The 2,353-nt window shown below is 65.1% G+C and carries 3 protein-coding genes; 2 read left to right on the top strand and 1 reads right to left on the bottom strand.

The genetic code is table 11. The annotated features are described in order from the left end of the window. On the top strand, window positions 1-146 hold a 146-nt coding region (locus ABI213_RS13765), incomplete at its 5' end, for a phage holin family protein (RefSeq protein ID WP_348027548.1). Here the strand turns inward: ABI213_RS13765 and ABI213_RS13760 are convergent. Next, complete coding sequence (locus ABI213_RS13760) at window positions 143-1,639, bottom strand: M48 family metalloprotease (RefSeq protein WP_348027546.1); 1,497 nt, start codon at window positions 1,637-1,639, stop codon at window positions 143-145. The two genes, ABI213_RS13765 and ABI213_RS13760, sit on opposite strands and share 4 nt — an antisense overlap. 164 nt (window positions 1,640-1,803) lie before the next feature. On the opposite strand from ABI213_RS13760, the gene moaC reads away from it, so the two are divergent. Beyond that, a complete protein-coding gene (gene moaC / locus ABI213_RS13755; RefSeq protein ID WP_348006983.1) occupies window positions 1,804-2,292 on the top strand; it encodes a cyclic pyranopterin monophosphate synthase MoaC in 489 nt (162 codons plus the stop codon). The last annotated feature ends 61 nt before the right edge of the window (window positions 2,293-2,353 follow it).

Raw genomic sequence — 2,353 nt, 5'->3', positions numbered from 1 at the left:
GGCTGTTCTTGTTTGTGGTGAACGCGTTGATGTTCTGGTTCGCCTCAGGCCTGTTGGCGGGCTTTCATGTGACCGGGTTTGCCGCGGCTTTGATTGGCTCGCTGCTGTATTCGGCCCTGGGTATCGTTATCGACGCAGTGGTTTAGTTGTTCGCTTTGTCCAGGGCCTGTTCTTTGAGCAGGGCCTGGATTTGCCGCGTGCGGGTGTCGATGATGGAGGCCTCGATGTCGTCCACCGGTCCGCTGCCGGGTGGCGGCTTGCGCACATAGTCTTGCGCGGCGCGGAAGCGGTCCATCGCCCCGGCGTAGTCCAGCCGGGCCACCTGGGCCTCGGCTTCGGCGCGGATGGCCCGCAGCGTTTGGTCTTGGGCGGTGTAGGCTGCGGCGAGTAGTTGCCAGGCGGTGCCGTCGCGCGGGTGCAGCGCCACCCAGGGTTGCAGGCGGGCAATCGCGTCTGTTGCCTGGCCCATGCGGGTGCGTACCTGCGAACCCAGTACCAGTTCGGGCCGACCCGGCGCTTGCAGGTCCAGCAAGGCAGCGGTGGCGGGCACGTCGCCTGCGCCCCATTCGATTTCGGCGGCCAGCAGGCGGCTGATGCGCGCCAACGCCGGGTCCGTGGTGGTCAGGGCCTGCAGCCGGACGACCAAATTGCGGGCCATGGCAAAGTCGCGCTGGTGCAGGGCCGACAAGGCACCGGCGTACAGCACGGCGATGCTGCGCACGTCCACCGCCGGGCCGGTGGGGTGCACGGCCTTGGCCTCGGCCACCCAGGCGCGCAACATGTCGATGCCGGGGTTGCCCAGCACCCGGGCGCGGGCGGCCATCATGGCGTGCAGGGCGCTGGGCGGCGCATGCACCGGGCGCGCATCCAGCGCTTGGCGCGACTGCATGTCGGCAATCCGCTCGGTGGTCAACGGGTGGGTGCGCAGGTAGGGCAGCGAGCCGTTGTCGCCGATGCGCGAAGCCTGCTGCAGCTTTTCGAACATGCTGACGAAGCCGATGGGGTCAAAGCCCGCCTGGGTCATCACGCCGTAGCCAATGCGGTCGGCCTCACGTTCCATGTCGCGCGAAAAGTTCAGCTGGTTTTGCACCGCTGCTGCCTGGCCGCCGACGACCATGGCGTTGGCCGCGTCCGGGCTTTTGCTGGCTGCCAGCACGCCCAGAATCATGGCCCCGATCATCCACGGCATGGCCTTGCTCTGCGATTCCATCATCCGCGAGATATGCCGCTGGGTGACGTGGCTGAGCTCGTGGCCCAGCACCGAGGCCAGCTCGTCCGGGCTGGTGACCACGCCTAACAGGCCCAGGTGCAGGCCCAGGTAGCCGCCGGGCAGGGCGAAGGCGTTGATGGTGCGGTCGGCGCCCATCAGCACCTCCCAGGCAAAGCGTTGGTCGAGTTCTTCGGTGAGTTCACCGCGCTGGCGGGCAGCATTCAGCAAAGGTTGCCAGATGCTTTGCACGTATTCGACCAGCACCGGGTCGTCGATGTAGTCGGGGTCGCGGTAGATCTCACGGGCGATGCGCTCGCCCAGGCGGCGTTCGGCACTGGTGGTCATGCTGCTGCCGTCGCCCAGGCTGGGCAATTGGGCGGCGGGGGTAGCCCGGGCCTGGGCCAAAGCCGCCTGCGGGCCCAGGCCCATGTTTGCTATCAATAATAGAGCTATCGGCGCACGTACTACCTGCGCTAGAGCCCTATATTTTATAAATTTAAAGTTCAAGATGAGTCCCTGGGGCCTTGTTCAACGGTCCGTCCGTATGATGCGGCTCTGCCTTCAACGTTCCGTACATCCAGATTGTGATTCGCATGTCTACCCTGACCCATTTTGACGCACACGGCCAAGCCCACATGGTCGATGTGGCCGCCAAAGGCCATACCCACCGCACGGCGGTCGCCACCGGCCGCATCGAGATGCTGCCCAGCACGTTGGCGTTGATCGAGAGCGGTACGGCCAAAAAAGGCGATGTGCTGGGTATCGCGCGCATCGCGGGCATCCAGGCCGCTAAGAAGACCAGCGACCTGGTGCCCCTGTGCCACCCGCTGGCACTGACCCGCGTAGCGCTGGACTTTGCTACCGTGGCCGAGCCTGCCGCCGTGGTCTGTACCGCCACGGTGGAAACCGTAGGCCCCACCGGCGTGGAGATGGAGGCCCTGTGCGCCGTCCAAATCGCTCTGCTGACCATCTACGACATGTGCAAGGCGGTAGACCGGGGCATGGTGGTGCAGGGCGTGCGGGTGGTAGAAAAGCATGGTGGCAAGTCGGGTAGTTTTGTGGCGCAGGCAGTGGCCAAATAGCCGCTTTTGGTGGTGACACTGCCACCAAAGTGTCTGCTATTCTGTAAAGACTTTCTACCGC

Origin of the sequence: Rhodoferax sp. (assembly GCF_039922535.1) — a bacterium.
Classification (GTDB): Bacteria; Pseudomonadota; Gammaproteobacteria; order Burkholderiales; family Burkholderiaceae_C; genus Rhodoferax_B.
Note: the sequence above shows the minus strand (reverse complement) of the source record. Positions and strands in the feature narration are given on the sequence as shown.